The organism is Aeromonas sp. JL9, assembly GCF_024436075.1.
Lineage (GTDB): Bacteria > Pseudomonadota > Gammaproteobacteria > Enterobacterales > Aeromonadaceae > Aeromonas > Aeromonas veronii.
Window position 1 is genome coordinate 34,871 of the sequence record NZ_JANFNV010000031.1, and the last position, 14,730, is coordinate 49,600.

Below are 14,730 nucleotides of genomic sequence, written 5' to 3' on the forward strand. Positions count from 1 at the left end.
CCCCCTCTACCATGAATAGCACTGGCGCAGCTCTCTACACCCGACAAAATTATTGGCATATGCCACATATGAGCGTATAAATGGCTTATGCCAATTAGGAGCCACCATGCCAAGACCCAAGATTGCCCGCCAGATCTGTGGCCGCCCCACCAACAGCTGCTTCAAACCCAACGGCCGCCCCATGCATCAGCTGGAACAGGTCACGCTGGCCCCTGACGAGTTCGAGGCACTGCGCCTCGTCGACCTTCAAGGAATGCAGCAGCAGGAGGCCGCCCTGGTGATGGGGGTTTCCCGCCAGACCCTGGCCAATATCCTGAAAAAAGGGCGCTACAAGGTGGTGGAATGTCTGAGTCTGGGCAAGGCATTGATGATGCACCCCGCCGAGCCCGACCACCCAACCAGTGGAGAAGAGCCGACATGAATGCTGTCACAACCATGACCACCAACCCCTGCAACAGCGCCCTGATGCTGAGTCAGGGGCTGCTGGCTGGCCACTTTACCCGTGCCGAGCAGCTGCAAATTCTTAACCCCGAAGGGAACGTTATCGCCACCCTGGCTAACCCGGCCGCCGCCGAAGGCTGCCACGGCAAGCAAGCGCTGCTCGACGCCCTCACCCATCATCAGGTGGGTCAGGTGGTGGTGCGCAATATCGGCGAGCGGATGCTGGGTCGCCTGCTGGCGGTCAATATCCGGGTTCTGCAGTGCCGCTCTGCCCGCCTGCCGCTGCCCGCGCTGCTGGCCCCCGCTAATCTGCAACCTCTAACCGAGGCCAGTCAGGGGCGTCCGTCTCGCCGTCATCAGAGCAAGTCTGCGATCCGTGCCATCCAGCCCGTCGGCGCAGGCCAGAGTCATAGCCATTGTCATGGTGGTTGCAACAGTGGCTCCGATCACTGTTGCACCAGTAGTGGCAATCAGGCAGAGAGCTCACGACAAGGCCATACTTGTTGCCACGGCAGTGAAGGCGCCAACCAGCAGGGCGGTTGCTGCCATCATCACTGATGCCATCGCCGTGCATGTCATCACCATCAAGGAGAAGAGATCATGTCCATCTGGTTGTTGAGCCTGCTCGCCTCGTTCGTGCTGATCCTGGCCATGGGCACCATCATCTGGTGGCGCCAATACCAGCTTGCCCAGAAACGGGAAGATAAAGAGGTACGTCCCTGTGGCTGCTCCAGTGCCTGCGCGGATCACCTCTACCAAATCAGCGAGCCGACGCCCAAACAGTAACCTGAGCGCAGCCGCCATAGCCGCAGATAGAAGGTCGGCAAAATAAGGGCGCGTGGAATCGAGAGGCGCATAAAAGAGAGGGGGCACCTGCTGGTGCCCCCTCTCTTGTTACGCTTTCCATTCATGCATGATCCTCCGTATTGCCCCTTAAGCTTATCACACACGCTCAACCCGGCTCTGCGCCGCTGGCCGGCACACTCGGAGTGCAGGCCGGATCCTGATACTGCTGATAGATGGCATAAAACTCGGCCTTGTTGTGCAGGGCTGCGGCGACACAGGCGGGATCAAACTGACTGCCGGCATGCTCCTCCAGATAGGCAAATGCCGTCTCGAACGGCCATGCCTTCTTGTAGGGGCGCTCGCTGGTCAGGGCATCAAACACATCAGCCACCGTCACGATGCGCGCCGCCAGCGGGATCGCCTCCCCCGCCAGCCCCAGCGGATAGCCAGTGCCGTCAAAGCGTTCGTGATGGCTGGCGATGATATTGGTCAGCATATCGGTGTGGTGAATGCCATCGAGACCAAACTCGTTGATCATCAGACTGATCATCTCCCGCCCCTTGCCGGGGTGGATCTTCATGATCTCGAACTCTTCCGGCGTCAGCTTGCCCGGCTTGAGCAAAATGGCATCCGGCACCGCGATCTTGCCGATGTCGTGCAGCTCGGAGAAGAGGTAGATAAACTCCACCTCCTCATCGCTCAGCCCGCAAGTCGGGGCCAGCGTCTTGGCAATCAGCCGAGAGTAGGCCGACATCCGGTGCAGATGGTTGGCGGTCTCCTCATCCCGATAGCGGCTGAACTCCCGCGCCGTGGTCAACGCGCCGCCAAGGGTCTGGATGGAGAAAAACTCCACCGCAATGATGGCCGAGAGCGCCTGGGCATAGGCCGACAGCTCGCTGCGGATCGGCTCCTCGAAGTATCCCGGCTCCATGGCATCGCAAAACAGAAAACCAAACAGCTTGCTGTTGAACAGCAGCGGCTCGGTATAGCTGGAGGCATAGCCCGCCTCCAGCACCTTGCGGCTGTGCTCCGACGCAGAGCCACGCAGGGCATCGAGATTGCCGAGCACCCGGGGCTGCTTGTGCTCCGCCAGATAACTCAGGGAGGGAACATCGCTCAGCTTCACCTCATACTGCACCAGTGGCGAGGGCCCCTCGGTGCTGTGAGCAAAGGTCTTGAGCTGATCGGTATGGGGATCGTAAATCGCGATGGCTACCCGACTCAGCTTGTCAAAGCGCTGCCTGAGCGTGGCATGTACGCTCTGCATTTTTTCGCCAAATGAACTTTCCATCGCCTTCTCCAACGGGACCCCGTGATGGAAGTATAGTGACTCCCTTTGACGCTCTCCCCGCCACAGCGTCAAAATTGACAGAAAAATCAACAAAGCGGCTTCCCCACAACAAGCCTGCACGGCAGAGGCAATAGCCCCACCAAGTGCACGCCATCAGCGACTGTTGGTGCGGCCCAATCTTGCCTGGTCGGAGATATTGTTCGGTTCTGCCATGCTGGCTGTATAGTTTTTGGTTAACCATTCCGGTAAAATCCGCGCCCTTAAAGAAGAGCCACCTAAGAGTGATTGAGCGATGTCCAACACAAAACAGGCCCCCAAAGTAGGATTCGTCTCCTTGGGTTGCCCAAAAGCGCTTGGTTATTAATAGCCACCACTAGGGGGGAAATAAACTTTCCACATTGGCACTTACAATTAAGTTTAGGGTTCGCAGATCAACGTTATCATCAGCAATTTTTCACTACGTAGTGAAAATAAATAAAGCCTCTGACATGAGGTATGTCAGAGGCTTTATTATATACAAAATAAACTTGGTACAGTTAAATGGTCATGTCAGGCACTGCGTGATGTAGCTTGAATCGAGTCGACCATAACATTTTCCTTAATCGAGAACCTCTTACTGTAAATAGCAGTAAGGATAGGTACTAGCACAGCCGTTACGATCACACAGGTTGCGACCAGCGCGGTTGCAGATTGAGCCACCGGTGCAAACGCCGGGTTCATCTGGGCGATTATCATCGGGTTGGCAACGGCAGCCCCGGCGGTGGAAGAGGCCGCTACCCCGGCAGTACCATTACCACCAGCCAGCCACTTGTCGGCGAAGATGAGTGGGATCCCGGTGATAACAATCACTGCCAAGCCAAGCAAAATTCCGAGTAACCCAGTCTCTATGATGACTGAGAAGTTGATGGTATTGCCCAGTGCAAAACCGAAGAAGGGGATCAGAGTACCGGTGGCTTTACTGAAGAACTCCTTAAGATCAGAGTCCAAATTACCAAGAGCAAAACCGATAAGGAAAGGTAGGACCGCCCCAACAAAATGGTGTCCCTGGAAGGAGGCCAGCCCTGTTGCACCAAGGATAACCATGGTCATCAGAGGACCGGACTCGATAGACATTAACACGAACGCACCGGACTCTTCCTTGGTGCCGTACTGGTTCATCAGGCTGGCATAAAGACCGCCGTTAGTCATATCCATAGCTGAGACGAGAGCCAGAGTGGACAATCCCGCGAGCAGACCGGCCTCAATACCGTGCTCGGGTAGCAGTTGGGATGCCAGTACAGCAACCAACCAGGCTACTGCTATTTTGGTGACTACCAGTACACCGGATTTGCGGATCACGGTACCGGTGGCTTTGAGATTAATGGAAGCGCCGATACAGAAGAACCAGACCGCCAAGATTGGCACTGTACCTGTGATGATCCCTTTGGTGAAGCCGCCATAATACTCTGCGGTACCGGGAGCAAATGTATTTAAAGTTGCGCCCAGAAGCAGCGGGATCAGCATGATCCCCCCCGGAATTTTATCCAACGTCTGTTTGATTTTCATATAGACCTCAATAATGACAAAAGAAATAACGTAAAAAGTTTCAACTCTGTATTTTTAATAGTTTTATTGATTGGCCAGCCACGTTTTGCTGACCTTGAAAACGGCTTTTTTTATCTTTTTCGATGTATTTACTTGGCAAGTCGGACGATGAACTTCACCCGGATAAAAAATGGCAAAATCACCCGTTCCAAGTAGTATCCGATTGGTAATCTCATCTTGGTCAATGAAGATCAAGTCAGGCTTGGTTTCCTGATATGAATGTGGAGAGGTAATGGCTGCACTGGTAGCGATTACCTCTTGGCCACACAACAGTATCTGAATATCGATAAACTGATCATGAAATTCACTTTTTAAACAATCTTCAGGAGCAGTTGTTGGGCTTGAAATAAGATAAAAAACGTCATTCTCGATTATCTCGAACTTTCCATCCTGCTGGCTCAGCAAATGCTGATGGGAGCACTCTTCTCTTTGTAAAAGCTGCAATAACGGAGTGGGTAACATCGCCATTGCGAGTTGATTTATATTACCGATGATCATGAGCCGGATTTCCTTGTCGCGTTGTCCGTCTTGATCGTCGGTACAGGCAGGCGAGCGCCGTCCATCGAGCGAGTCAGATCGGAGTTATCGTTACGTATCTGTGGTATGGGCCCGGCCACCAGGCCCGAATGAGGGTTAAAGTGCCGCCATGGCATCCCGTGCAAGCGAGCCAATCTTGTCCCACTCCCGCCGCTCAATGAGATCAGCCGGGACCATCCAGGTACCGCCGCAGGCAAACACTGTCCCTTGGGCCAGATAATCCTTCACATTACTCGGGCTGATACCGCCGGTAGGCATAAAAGTAACGGGATAGACGGCGCTTAGGGCCTTGAGCATGGCCAGCCCGCCGGAAGCCTCTGCCGGGAAGAACTTGAGTGTATACAGACCAAGCTCCATTGCTTGCTCAACCAGGCTGGGATTATTGACTCCAGGGATGATAGGTACACCTCGCGCCTGGCAATACTGAACGATCCGTGGATTGAGTCCTGGACTGACGATGAAATCCACCCCTGCTTCTATAGCCTGATCCACTTGGGCTGTAGTGAGCACGGTCCCCGCCCCGATGGTCATGTTGGGGAAGGCTGCTCGCAGTTGACGGATTGCATCGGCCGCAGCGGGTGTGCGGAAAGTGATTTCCGCGCTCGGCATGCCGTTGTCCATCAAAGCCTGACCAAGGGCCACTGCATCATCGGCATTCTTGATAGCGATGACGGGGATGATCTTCAGGCTGGACAGTTGTTCAAGCAATACTGACATGGGATTCCTCACTGGCATTGGTGGTGGCTGGCATCGCCAGCAAAGGGATGATGGCGCCGCGATGCTGAATAACAGTGCTCGCCAGTCGATGGGCATATTGTGCTGAGTCGTTTACCGAGGCGTTGGCCAGTCGTTTGGCAAGGTAACCTGCGCTGAACGAGTCACCAGCCGCCGTAGTGTCTATCACCTGCGTCTGTGCCAGTGACACGGCAGGAACTTCATTGCACCGTTCGTCCTGCACGATGAGGCAGGACTCTGCACCACGTTTGACAACTATTTCACTGACTCCAAGGGCCTGAGTCCGCGCCAGCGTCTGATCAACCTGGCTATCTCCCCACAAGGCGTACTCGTCATCGAGTGTCAGGAAAGCAAGGTCAGTCAGCGTCAGCATGGCGTGATAGGCCTGCTGTGCCGCTTCGCGGCTTTCCCAAAGGCGTGGCCGGTAGTTGTTGTCAAAGGCGATCTTCACCCCGGCAGCGCGACACTCGGCAAGACGTTGCAGCAGGGTTTCCCTGTCCGCTTGGGACAGGATGGCTAGGCTGATACCACTCAAATAGATGTAGTCGAACTCGTGCAATTGCTGGCAGATATGCTCCGCTTCATCGCCTTGCAACCAGTAACGGGCAGCCGCATCGCTGCGCCAGTAATGGAAGGTCCGCTCGCCGTGCTCGTCAGTTTCAATGAGGTAGAGGCCGGGCAATTTGTGAGCAAAACGCTGCACCAGATCGGTATGGACACCTTCCTGTTGCCACTGCTGCAACATGGTATTGCTGATGGCATCGGTTCCCATTGCGGTCACATAGTGTACGGCCAGCTCAGTGTTGGCTCGTGCCAGATAGACAGCCGTGTTGAGCGTATCTCCACCGAAATGGCGGACGATGTTCACCTTGCTCTCCGATAGCTCGATCATGCATTCGCCAATGACGGCAACCTTGATAGCCATATGTCCTCCCACTTTTATGATGGGTTCATTCTATTTAATGAAACGAAACTATCAAATGAATTGAAACGCCATTTCATTAAATTGTGACGGAACGCAAAGGTTCTTCAGCCTGAGGAGGATGCCCGGCGTGAGAAGCGTTTTAAATGGTTCTGTTTGATACCGTAATCAGGTAAGGTAGCTGCGACCTTGGCTATGATTGCGCGCTTGTTTCAAATATAATGAAACGATAGATTTTATAAGGGGATATAGATGTCAGCGGTAGATAACTCACCGGATTCGGTCTCGTCAGTACTGAAAGTGTTCGGTATCTTGCAGGCCTTGAGTGAACAAAAAGATATCGGAGTGACTGAGCTGTCCCAGCGGATCATGATGTCAAAAAGCACTGTTTATCGTTTTTTGCAGACAATGAAGACGCTTGGTTATGTCAATCAGGAAGGGGAGACTGACAAGTACACCCTTAGTCTGAAGCTTTTCGAACTGGGTGGAAGAGCGCTGGAGCACCAGGATTTGATCCAAATCGCTGATGTCCAGATGCACCGTTTGGGTAAGTTGACCAAAGAAACGCTGCACCTGGGGGCACTAGATGAAAACAGTGTCGTCTATCTGCACAAGATCGACTCCGAATACAATCTGCGTATGTACTCCCGTATCGGTCGCCGCTGCCCACTCTACAGCACCGCGCTTGGCAAGGTAATGATGGCTTGGCTACCAGAAGAAGAGGTGCGGAGCATGTTGGCCGGAGTAACGTTTGAGCGCTTCACCGAACATACCCTGGCCAATGTTGATGCCCTGTTGGTGGAGCTGGCCCAGGTGCGCGAGCAAGGCTATGCGGAAGACAATGAAGAAAATGAGAACGGGCTGCGTTGCTTCGGTGTGCCTATCTACAACCGGATGGGGCGCATCATCACCGGGCTCTCTTTGTCACTACCGATAGTCCGTTTTGAAGAAAGCAAACGTGCCGAACTTGTTAGTTTGCTACATGAAGCTGCTGCCCGCATTTCGGCGGAGCTTGGCTATCACGACTATCCCTTTACCTCAAACTGAGAGCGTAAGCGCCTTACTTAGCCTCATCATATGAGTGGATACCAGTCAGGCATCCACTCAATGCTCCCGGTTATCGAACCCGACCGAGCGGCGCTACACCTTGGTGTCGGTAGAGGGAAACCATGGTGTAGCCATTGATGACGAAGAACATCCCCTCTAACAGACTCCCGCCAATCGAACCAGCCCAGAGGTTGTGTACAACCCAACAGAGACTGCTGACCAGCATGCACCCTCGCAGTGGTAGTCCATCCAATCTGAACAGGGCATAGGTACTCAACGTGGTCCCCGTCAGGGTGAGCAATTGCATGGGGTGTTCCAGCTGAGGAAGCACCAGCACCCAAACGAACACAATAAAGCTCCACATGACACTTAACGTTCGGTGGTACCCGGAAACCCACGTGCGGACTGCACACAGCAGGCAGTTTATGGCGGCGACCGTCGCACCGAGCATCATAAAATGCAGAGCCAAAAGTACCCCATTAAGAGTCAGGTGCCGCCGCAATTTCTGATCCTGGTGTTGCAAAAAAGCGGTGGCACCGATAGCGCAAGCCAGCAACCCAAGGAGCTGGGCCAGCCAAGGTGCATCAAGATGCATAGGGTAAATTCCGTAACAGGATTGAACAAAAAAGGCGCCATTGGCGCCTTGTTGCATCTTAAGAGATCAGCGGGCCAACCAGCCACCATCCACTGCGATTGTGTAACCATTGATGTAGTCGGAAGCCGCAGAGGCAAGGAAGACTGCCGGGCCCATCATGTCATCGGGTACACCCCAACGTCCGGCCGGGATTCGTTCCAGAATGGCGGCATTGCGATCCTCATCTGCACGCAGAGCTGTCGTATTGTTGGTGGCCATGTAACCGGGAGCAATGGCGTTCACGTTGATACCTTGGCTTGCCCATTCATTGGCCAGCAGGCGGGTGATCCCCATCACGCCGCTCTTGGAGGCTGTGTAGGAAGGCACCCTGATCCCGCCCTGATACGAGAGCATGGAGGCAATATTAATGATCTTGCCGCCCTGGCCCTGAGCGATAAACTGCTTCGCGACTGCTTGGGACATGAAGAAGACGCTCTTGATGTTGATGTTCATCACATCATCCCAGTCCTTCTCGCTGAAGTTGATGGCGTCTTCTCGGCGAATGATGCCAGCGTTGTTGACCAGGATGTCGACCCGACCAAACCGGGAGACGGCTTGATCCACCAGTCCTGGTAAGGTATCAACCTTGCTGACATCGGCCTTGAGACTAAGGAACTGGCGGCCAATGGCCTCGACCTTGGCAATGGTATCGGTAGGCTCGACAATGTTGACACCAACGATGTCACAGCCTGCCTGAGCCAGGCCCAACGCCATACCCTGACCCAGACCGGTATCGCAACCGGTCACGATGGCAATCTTACCCTTCAAATCGAATGCATTGAGAATCATCTTATTTCCTCTGCTGCCACCCAGCGTGACAGTCTTGATGGTGGTGATGCGGGCCATCTGAAGCGGGCCCGGACATAAAGGGAATTAACGCAGATCCTCGATGGCAACATGATCCATGTCACCGAACACCTGATTCTCGCCGACCATGCCCCAGATAAAGGTATAAGCCTGGGTACCTACTCCGGAGTGAATGGACCAACTTGGCGAGATCACTGCCTGCTCGTTGTGGATCAGCAAATGGCGAGTCTCGTCAGGCTTGCCCATCATGTGGAATACAGCCGCATCCTCTTTCATGTTGAAGTAGAAGTAGACCTCCATACGACGCTCATGAGTGTGGCAAGGCATGGTGTTCCACAAACTACCTTCCTCCAGCTGGGTCATGCCCATTACCAATTGACAGGTCGGCAGTACATCCGGCACCAGGTATTTGTAGATGGTGCGACGGTTGCTGGTAGACGCGTCACCGATGGTGCTGGGGGAAGCCTGCTCCTTGGTGACTTTGCGGGTCGGGAAATGCATGTGGGCCGGAGCACTGTTGTAGTAAAACTTGGCCGGTTGCGAGGCATCGACGCTGGCAAAACTTAGCTCCCTGGCGCCCTGTCCCACGTAAAGCGCTTCGGCATTACCGACTTCAAAGGTGGTTCCATCCACAGTAACCACACCGGGGCCACCGATGTTGATAAGCCCAAGCTCGCGACGTTCGAGGAAATAGCTGACACCAAAGGTTTTACCTAGCTCGTCTGAGAAGCCAAGCGGGCCGTTGACCGGCATCATGCCACCGAACACGATGCGATCGATGTGGCTGTAGGTCATGGTCAGCTTGTTCGGGGTGAAGATCTCCTCAACCAGAAACTCACGGCGCAGGCCCTGAGTATCAAGTTGCTTGGCATGGTCGCTATGGATGCTTTGACGAATTTGCATAATGAACCTCAATTCAGGGCCTTTACGGCATCAATGACTGCGTACTTACGCTTTACTTTGTGGAACGCACGATACCAATAAATGGAAACGCCATCAATTTAAAAGTGAAACGTTGTTTTGATTTTGTGATTTTGAGCTAATTCCGGGAAACTGACACTTCGGGTGTTTGTCAGGCCACAAAGGCAAGTCGGTAAGTAGTAGCGATATGGGGATGGAAATAGCTGCTGAGAGCACAGGAGTCATCCCTGAGCTGAGTTCTCTTTGTAAAGTGAACCCTTCTTCGTGCCATCCGGGTGATTCTTGGGTACCAAGATGATAGCGAGTGAGTTTTGTACAAACCCCACTTTGCAGTTGGAGGATAGACTCATTTGTTTATGGTTGACGCATATAATGCAGGCCAGAACAAGGCAACATTGTGGTGAGTTTTCAGTCTGGCTCATCAGGCACTCGCCTACCTCTCCCCAACGCCCCCGTAAAAATATTAGAAATACCCATGAGTCTCTGGAAAAGTAGATTAAAAAACACCCAGCCATATTCTTCCTCTTTCCTGCTCATCAGGTATAATCCGCCATCTTTTTTTGCATCAGTGACCAGCGACCCCCTATGACTGTCAACCGTTTTGACCCCAGCTCAGACAGCCTGACGCCTGCAACCACGCAGGCTCAGCCATTGGACAACCAACCTGTCCAACAAGCGACTTCCAGCATTATTAGGTCTCATCACCCAAGGATTGGTTTTGTGAGCTTGGGATGCCCCAAAAACCTGGTCGATTCCGAGCGCATCCTGACCCAGCTGCGTACCGAAGGGTACGATGTGGTGCCCAGCTATGACGATGCCGAGCTGGTCGTCGTCAACACCTGCGGCTTTATCGACAGCGCGGTGCAAGAGTCGCTGGAAGCGATCGGCGAAGCGCTGGCCGAGAACGGCAAGGTGATCGTCACCGGCTGCTTGGGTGCCAAAGAGAACCAGATCCGCGAGATCCATCCCAAGGTGCTCGAGATCACCGGCCCCCACGCCTATGAAGAGGTGCTGGGTCACGTCCACAAATATGTGGAGAAGCCGCAGCACAACCCCTTCACCAGTCTGGTACCGGCCCACGGCGTCAAGCTGACCCCGCGCCACTACGCCTATCTGAAGATTTCCGAGGGTTGCAACCACCGCTGCACCTTCTGCATCATCCCCTCCATGCGCGGGGATCTGGTGAGCCGCCCCATCGGCGACGTGCTGGCAGAAGCCAAGCGCCTGAAAGAGGCCGGCGTGAAGGAGCTGCTGGTGATCTCCCAGGACACCTCCGCCTACGGCGTCGATGTGAAGCACCGCACCGGTTTCTACGACGGCATGCCGGTCAAGACCAGCATGGTCGCCCTGTGCGAAGAGCTGGCCAAGCTCGACATCTGGGTGCGCCTGCACTACGTCTACCCCTACCCGCACGTAGATGACGTCATCCCGCTGATGCGCGATGGCAAGATCCTGCCCTACCTCGACATCCCGCTGCAGCACGCCAGCCCGCGCATCCTGAAACTGATGAAGCGCCCGGGTTCGGTCGAGCGTACTCTGGAGCGGATCCAGAAGTGGCGCGAGATCTGCCCGCAGATCACCCTGCGCTCCACCTTTATCGTCGGCTTCCCGGGCGAGACCGAGGAAGATTTCCAGATGCTGCTGGACTTTATCGACAAGGCGGAGCTGGATCGCGTCGGCTGCTTCAAATACAGCCCGGTCGAAGGAGCGCTGGCCAACGAGCTGCCGGATCCGGTACCGGAAGAGATTCAGGAAGAGCGCTTCCAGCGCTTTATGGAGCTGCAACAGCAGGTCTCCATCCGCAAGCTGGCCCGCAAAGTGGGTCAGGAGATGACCGTTATCATCGACGAAGTGGACGAAGAGGGTGCCACTGGCCGCTCCTTCGCCGATGCGCCGGAGATCGACGGTCTGGTCTACCTCAACGGCGAAACCGGCCTCAAGCCGGGGGACATGGTCAAGGTGCGGATCGACGAATCCGACGAATATGACCTGTGGGCCAGCCTGATCAGCTAATTGAGGCCTTACCAGCCAAATGAAAAAAGCGCCTGCGGGCGCTTTTTTATTGGCTCAATGTCGCAGGCAAAACCGCTGGCCTAGCTCAAATCATGGAGCGCCTTGCCAAGAGGCGGTGTGAGGCGCCAGTCAGAGAAACGCACCGCCAACCCCTGCCGCTCCGGTGTGCAGCACATCACCCCGATAAAGCAACTTTCGCTTGGCGGAAACGGGGCGAGACGCAGCAGCGGCCACACCTTGCCATCGGTGGAGTATTGCAGGCGCAGACAATCGGCCAGCCGGGTCAGCCGCAGCCAGAAACGGCGTGGATTGCCGGTGAAGATGCCGGTGGCCCAGTCAGAGCGCGGATTGGTCAGCACGCTGCCGATCATCGGCTGATCGTCGTTGTACTCGATCCCCGCCTTGAGCCAGTGCGCGTCGTCTTGCAGCAGCATCAGCCCCGCCTGATCGTAGAGGGTGGTGAACTCCCCCTCGACGCAGACCTGAAAGGTAAACTCACCCGCCACCTCGCAGCCATAAACATGGCCGCTGTGGCGCTCGAAGCCATACCAGGTGCTACGCCAAAAATCGGTCTGCTGGTCTGTCACCACCTGCAAACCGTCGTCTGTCTGATGCCACTCGGCAGGCTCATTTAGCCAGCGCCATTCCATCCCTTCCATCATCCTGCTTTGCTCCCTTATCGTGCGTAATCCCGCACAAATGGGGCTCGCCAACGCCTCGTCCGGTAACGGCAGGTTATGGCTGCGCCTCTGCGGAATCCATAAAAGGAGTCAATAGTGTCGCTATTGCCGCCCCGATACAAGGCTTGTGCGTTGCGCCATCACTGCGCCCCAAAAAGCGCGGGGGGCCTGATGGCCCCCCGCAAACACACCGGATGAGAAAATGCCTTACTTGGCGGCGCTATCCTTCACGCACTTCTGGACAAAGCTGTTCTTGGCCGCGCCGGCCAGCTTCTTGTCGGCCGCCGCCTTCTCGCACTTGGCCGCCGGATCGATCGCCGCGCCCGTCTTCACGCACTTCTGGATAAAGCTGTTCTTGGCCGCTCCAGCCAGTTTCTTGTCGGCGGCCGCCTTCTCGCATTCGCCCGTCTTGGCACCGGCGGCATCTTTCACGCACTTGCCGACAAAGCTGGTCTTGGCGGCGCCGTTAAGTTTTTTGGCCGCGGCCTGCGCCTCGCACTGCAACTGGGCTGCGTCGTTGGCAAAGACCGGATTGGCCAGCAGCACGCTGCCGCAGAGCAGGCCGAACAGGATGGTACGCTTCATGGGAGATCTCCTCTCTATCTGGTGATGTGTTTGCATAGTCATATTTGCATGACGATGTGTTGCAAATGGCTGTGATTGCAACAGCTGATTGTTGCCGCAGATCCCCCTCCTCGCCAGCTTGGGAGAGGGAGCAGAGGGCAACCATCGCCCGCACTATAACGCCGATTGGCCGCGCGGGATTAACCCCCGCCAGCCCCTTCTCAGCGGCAAGCCAGCCTTATTCCTTCCCGCCAACCCCAATAAAATCAAGGGCCATGGGAATCCAGTGCCCGCTTCAACAATTTCTTGAGCCAGCTCATAAAACGTAGATATTTCGGATGGTTACGTCATCTTCTGACTGGCACATCCAGATCGGCGAGGCTTATGATAGCCATCCGGTGCCTATTGTTGCGATGGGCTGCGGCCCCCGTTGGTTAATGAAGCAATTTGGAAGCTGTAATCCACGGGCGGTAGCGTGGGGCTTTGCACAGTGATTGATGCATTGCGTAGGTTGGCGCTGAGCGCAGCGAAGCCCAACACGTATGCCCTCGGTCAGTTGGTGGCCATTCGGTGCAATCGAACAGACTGGATATTTCCGGAAAGGAGAACCATGCGCTATCGCCGAGCAACAACCAGTGAGGCATGTTGGTTCTTCACCGTCAACCTAGCTGACCGAAAGCAAGATCTGCTGGTACATCATATCGACCTGCTGCGCGAAGTGCTCCGCCACGTCAAACAGCAACACCCCTTCGAGATTATTGCCATGGTGGTGATGCCGGATCATCTCCATGCCATCTGGCAACTACCACCGGGTGACAGTGACTATCCCATGCGCTGGTCTCTGATCAAGGCAGGCTTTTCACGGGGCATTGCCAAAACAGAGCGGATACGGGAGAGCCGACTCAGAAAACGGGAACGCGGTATCTGGCAACGCCGTTATTGGGAGCATCTGATCCGGGATGACAAGGATCTGCAAGCCCATGTCGATTACATCCATTTCAATCCGGTCAAACATGGTTATTGTGACAAACCGGTCGATTGGCCTTACTCCTCCATCCATCGCCATATCGCCGCAGGATGGATAGGGCCGGATTGGGCAATTGATAGTGACTCGGGTCGGGAATAATCGGCTAGGGATGTATTGTAGGTTGGCGCTGAGCGCAGCGAAGCCCAACAAACGGGAGATATGATTTCCCAAAAAAGACAATTTTTGACCATATTAAATCGATAACCAAAATCAAATTTATCTTTCTCGGTAAACGTTGAGCTTCAGTTCGTGTAGGTTGGTGCTGAGCGTAGCGAAGCCCAACAAATGAGAGATATTATTTCCAAAACAAGATAAATTTTGATCATACCAAAATCAACAACCAAATAAATTTTAGCTTTCACGGTAAACGTTGGGCTTCAGTTCGTTTAGCACCAACCTACGAGGGTTAGCCCAACATACGTGATAACGTGTTAGTACCACCTTCCCTCTAATCACTATTCACTTTCAAAAGAGGCATTGAGATGGACTTTTATGAAAGTATATTAAATTTATCTAAGATGATTCTCGTACCTGTTTTTTCAACTTATATTGGCGCTTCATTTGCCTTTAAAAACCAAAAGAAAAAACAAATAATTGATGATGAGAAAGACAAATTAGTTACAGCGTTGTCGTGGTTTTTAGAGGCTGAAAATTGCCTACTATCTGTATGGAGATGGTATTCACCTGACAGTTGCCCACAAAAGGGAGTGGTCATACGGCTTCAAACCGGATAACAAAACG

Annotated in this window: 17 protein-coding genes; 7 read left to right on the plus strand and 10 right to left on the minus strand. The window is 54.3% G+C overall.

What is annotated here, in order from left to right; genetic code table 11:
- Positions 1-106: 106 nt before the first annotated feature.
- Genes NOM06_RS17535 through NOM06_RS17545 form a run of 3 tightly spaced genes read left to right on the plus strand, consistent with a single transcriptional unit; the run spans position 107 to position 1,227 of the window.
- On the plus strand, positions 107-421 hold the full coding sequence (locus tag NOM06_RS17535) for a DUF134 domain-containing protein (RefSeq protein ID WP_255912555.1): 315 nt from the start codon (positions 107-109) through the stop codon (positions 419-421).
- The gene (locus NOM06_RS17540; RefSeq protein WP_255912556.1) at positions 418-999 is read left to right on the plus strand and encodes a NifB/NifX family molybdenum-iron cluster-binding protein; all 582 of its coding nucleotides are present in this window, start codon (positions 418-420) and stop codon (positions 997-999) included. Before NOM06_RS17535 ends, NOM06_RS17540 begins: the two co-directional genes overlap by 4 nt.
- Positions 1,000-1,041: 42 nt before the next feature.
- Entirely contained in the window at positions 1,042-1,227 is a 186-nt protein-coding gene (locus tag NOM06_RS17545) for a hypothetical protein (protein ID WP_128836170.1), read from the plus strand.
- A gap of 166 nt (positions 1,228-1,393) precedes the next feature.
- On the opposite strand, the gene NOM06_RS17550 is transcribed toward NOM06_RS17545, so the two are convergent.
- From NOM06_RS17550 to NOM06_RS17570, 5 genes are all read right to left on the minus strand, one after another.
- Positions 1,394-2,518, minus strand: coding sequence for an HD-GYP domain-containing protein (locus NOM06_RS17550; RefSeq protein ID WP_216979177.1), 1,125 nt, complete (start codon positions 2,516-2,518; stop codon positions 1,394-1,396).
- A gap of 549 nt (positions 2,519-3,067) precedes the next feature.
- Positions 3,068-4,063: a 2-keto-3-deoxygluconate transporter gene (gene kdgT / locus NOM06_RS17555; protein ID WP_255912557.1), complete on the minus strand. Its 996-nt coding sequence runs from the start codon at positions 4,061-4,063 to the stop codon at positions 3,068-3,070.
- A 63-nt stretch (positions 4,064-4,126) separates the two neighbouring features.
- On the minus strand, positions 4,127-4,600 hold the full coding sequence (locus tag NOM06_RS17560; RefSeq protein ID WP_255912558.1) for a YhcH/YjgK/YiaL family protein: 474 nt from the start codon (positions 4,598-4,600) through the stop codon (positions 4,127-4,129).
- A 135-nt stretch (positions 4,601-4,735) separates the two neighbouring features.
- A complete protein-coding gene (locus NOM06_RS17565) occupies positions 4,736-5,356 on the minus strand; it encodes a bifunctional 4-hydroxy-2-oxoglutarate aldolase/2-dehydro-3-deoxy-phosphogluconate aldolase (RefSeq protein ID WP_042056848.1) in 621 nt (206 codons plus the stop codon).
- Positions 5,340-6,299, minus strand: coding sequence for a sugar kinase (locus NOM06_RS17570; RefSeq protein ID WP_042657844.1), 960 nt, complete (start codon positions 6,297-6,299; stop codon positions 5,340-5,342). Before NOM06_RS17570 ends, NOM06_RS17565 begins: the two co-directional genes overlap by 17 nt.
- 249 nt (positions 6,300-6,548) lie before the next feature.
- Here NOM06_RS17570 and kdgR point away from each other — a divergent pair, with 249 nt between their 5' ends.
- Positions 6,549-7,343 (plus strand): DNA-binding transcriptional regulator KdgR, encoded by a 795-nt coding sequence (gene kdgR, locus NOM06_RS17575; RefSeq protein ID WP_255912560.1) that lies wholly within the window; start codon positions 6,549-6,551, stop codon positions 7,341-7,343.
- 70 nt (positions 7,344-7,413) lie between these two features.
- Here kdgR and NOM06_RS17580 read toward each other — a convergent pair whose 3' ends face one another.
- The 3 genes from NOM06_RS17580 to kduI are packed head-to-tail and all read right to left on the minus strand — an operon-like array spanning position 7,414 to position 9,687.
- Positions 7,414-7,995, minus strand: a complete 582-nt coding sequence (locus tag NOM06_RS17580) for a YgjV family protein (RefSeq protein WP_255912562.1) — start codon at positions 7,993-7,995, stop codon at positions 7,414-7,416.
- A gap of 9 nt (positions 7,996-8,004) precedes the next feature.
- A complete protein-coding gene (gene kduD / locus NOM06_RS17585) occupies positions 8,005-8,823 on the minus strand; it encodes a 2-dehydro-3-deoxy-D-gluconate 5-dehydrogenase KduD (RefSeq protein WP_255912564.1) in 819 nt (272 codons plus the stop codon).
- Positions 8,824-8,850: 27 nt separating this feature from the next.
- Positions 8,851-9,687 carry a 5-dehydro-4-deoxy-D-glucuronate isomerase gene (gene kduI, locus NOM06_RS17590; RefSeq protein ID WP_042020308.1) on the minus strand — a complete coding sequence of 279 codons (837 nt, stop codon included), beginning with the start codon at positions 9,685-9,687 and terminating at the stop codon, positions 8,851-8,853.
- A 603-nt stretch (positions 9,688-10,290) separates the two neighbouring features.
- On the opposite strand from kduI, the gene rimO reads away from it, so the two are divergent.
- The gene (gene rimO / locus NOM06_RS17595) at positions 10,291-11,718 is read left to right on the plus strand and encodes a 30S ribosomal protein S12 methylthiotransferase RimO (RefSeq protein ID WP_255912566.1); all 1,428 of its coding nucleotides are present in this window, start codon (positions 10,291-10,293) and stop codon (positions 11,716-11,718) included.
- Between the two features lie 80 nt (positions 11,719-11,798).
- Here the strand turns inward: rimO and NOM06_RS17600 are convergent, their stop codons facing one another.
- Both NOM06_RS17600 and NOM06_RS17605 read right to left on the minus strand, forming a co-directional pair.
- Complete coding sequence (locus NOM06_RS17600) at positions 11,799-12,380, minus strand: DUF1349 domain-containing protein (RefSeq protein WP_204481328.1); 582 nt, start codon at positions 12,378-12,380, stop codon at positions 11,799-11,801.
- A 225-nt stretch (positions 12,381-12,605) separates the two neighbouring features.
- Positions 12,606-12,983, minus strand: coding sequence for a hypothetical protein (locus NOM06_RS17605; protein ID WP_255912568.1), 378 nt, complete (start codon positions 12,981-12,983; stop codon positions 12,606-12,608).
- Between the two features lie 589 nt (positions 12,984-13,572).
- On the opposite strand from NOM06_RS17605, the gene NOM06_RS17610 reads away from it, so the two are divergent.
- Entirely contained in the window at positions 13,573-14,088 is a 516-nt protein-coding gene (locus tag NOM06_RS17610; RefSeq protein ID WP_255912570.1) for a transposase, read from the plus strand.
- A 383-nt stretch (positions 14,089-14,471) separates the two neighbouring features.
- The gene (locus NOM06_RS17615; RefSeq protein ID WP_255912572.1) at positions 14,472-14,723 is read left to right on the plus strand and encodes a hypothetical protein; all 252 of its coding nucleotides are present in this window, start codon (positions 14,472-14,474) and stop codon (positions 14,721-14,723) included.
- The last annotated feature ends 7 nt before the right edge of the window (positions 14,724-14,730 follow it).

Excerpts from the sequence above, each read along its gene's own strand:
- NOM06_RS17535 (WP_255912555.1), top strand. The coding sequence starts at position 107 with ATGCCAAGACCCAAGATTGCCCGCCAGATCTGTGGCCGCCCCACCAAC.
- NOM06_RS17540 (WP_255912556.1), top strand. The coding sequence starts at position 418 with ATGAATGCTGTCACAACCATGACCACCAACCCCTGCAACAGCGCCCTG.
- NOM06_RS17545 (WP_128836170.1), top strand. The coding sequence starts at position 1,042 with ATGTCCATCTGGTTGTTGAGCCTGCTCGCCTCGTTCGTGCTGATCCTG.
- NOM06_RS17550 (WP_216979177.1), bottom strand. The coding sequence starts at position 2,518 with ATGGAAAGTTCATTTGGCGAAAAAATGCAGAGCGTACATGCCACGCTC.
- kdgT (WP_255912557.1), bottom strand. The coding sequence starts at position 4,063 with ATGAAAATCAAACAGACGTTGGATAAAATTCCGGGGGGGATCATGCTG.
- NOM06_RS17560 (WP_255912558.1), bottom strand. The coding sequence starts at position 4,600 with ATGATCATCGGTAATATAAATCAACTCGCAATGGCGATGTTACCCACT.
- NOM06_RS17565 (WP_042056848.1), bottom strand. The coding sequence starts at position 5,356 with ATGTCAGTATTGCTTGAACAACTGTCCAGCCTGAAGATCATCCCCGTC.
- NOM06_RS17570 (WP_042657844.1), bottom strand. The coding sequence starts at position 6,299 with ATGGCTATCAAGGTTGCCGTCATTGGCGAATGCATGATCGAGCTATCG.
- kdgR (WP_255912560.1), top strand. The coding sequence starts at position 6,549 with ATGTCAGCGGTAGATAACTCACCGGATTCGGTCTCGTCAGTACTGAAA.
- NOM06_RS17580 (WP_255912562.1), bottom strand. The coding sequence starts at position 7,995 with ATGCAACAAGGCGCCAATGGCGCCTTTTTTGTTCAATCCTGTTACGGA.
- kduD (WP_255912564.1), bottom strand. The coding sequence starts at position 8,823 with ATGGCCCGCATCACCACCATCAAGACTGTCACGCTGGGTGGCAGCAGA.
- kduI (WP_042020308.1), bottom strand. The coding sequence starts at position 9,687 with ATGCAAATTCGTCAAAGCATCCATAGCGACCATGCCAAGCAACTTGAT.
- rimO (WP_255912566.1), top strand. The coding sequence starts at position 10,291 with ATGACTGTCAACCGTTTTGACCCCAGCTCAGACAGCCTGACGCCTGCA.
- NOM06_RS17600 (WP_204481328.1), bottom strand. The coding sequence starts at position 12,380 with ATGATGGAAGGGATGGAATGGCGCTGGCTAAATGAGCCTGCCGAGTGG.
- NOM06_RS17605 (WP_255912568.1), bottom strand. The coding sequence starts at position 12,983 with ATGAAGCGTACCATCCTGTTCGGCCTGCTCTGCGGCAGCGTGCTGCTG.
- NOM06_RS17610 (WP_255912570.1), top strand. The coding sequence starts at position 13,573 with ATGCGCTATCGCCGAGCAACAACCAGTGAGGCATGTTGGTTCTTCACC.
- NOM06_RS17615 (WP_255912572.1), top strand. The coding sequence starts at position 14,472 with ATGGACTTTTATGAAAGTATATTAAATTTATCTAAGATGATTCTCGTA.